The organism is Bittarella massiliensis (ex Durand et al. 2017), assembly GCF_017566145.1.
Lineage (GTDB): Bacteria > Bacillota > Clostridia > Oscillospirales > Ruminococcaceae > Bittarella > Bittarella massiliensis_A.
This window is the reverse complement of record NZ_JABFCL010000324.1, coordinates 1-214: the sequence shown is the minus strand read 5'-3', so window position 1 is coordinate 214 and position 214 is coordinate 1. Positions and strand designations below refer to the sequence as shown.

General features: G+C 63.6%; 1 pseudogene. It reads left to right on the top strand.

What is annotated here, in order from left to right:
• A pseudogene (locus HJY11_RS14515) lies at window positions 1-214 on the top strand (F0F1 ATP synthase subunit beta); the annotation flags it as partial.

Here is a 214-nt window from a genome sequence, read left to right as displayed (position 1 = left end):
GCCCGAGGTGGATGCCTGGTACCCGATTCACCATCCCGCCCCGAGTTTTGACCAGCTCACCACCAAGACCGAGATCTTCGAGACCGGCATCAAGGCCGTCGACCTGCTCGAGCCCTACATCCGTGGCGGCAAGACGGGTCTGTTCGGCGGCGCCGGCGTTGGCAAGACCGTTCTGATTCAGGAGCTCATCAACAACCTCGCCCAGGAGCACGGC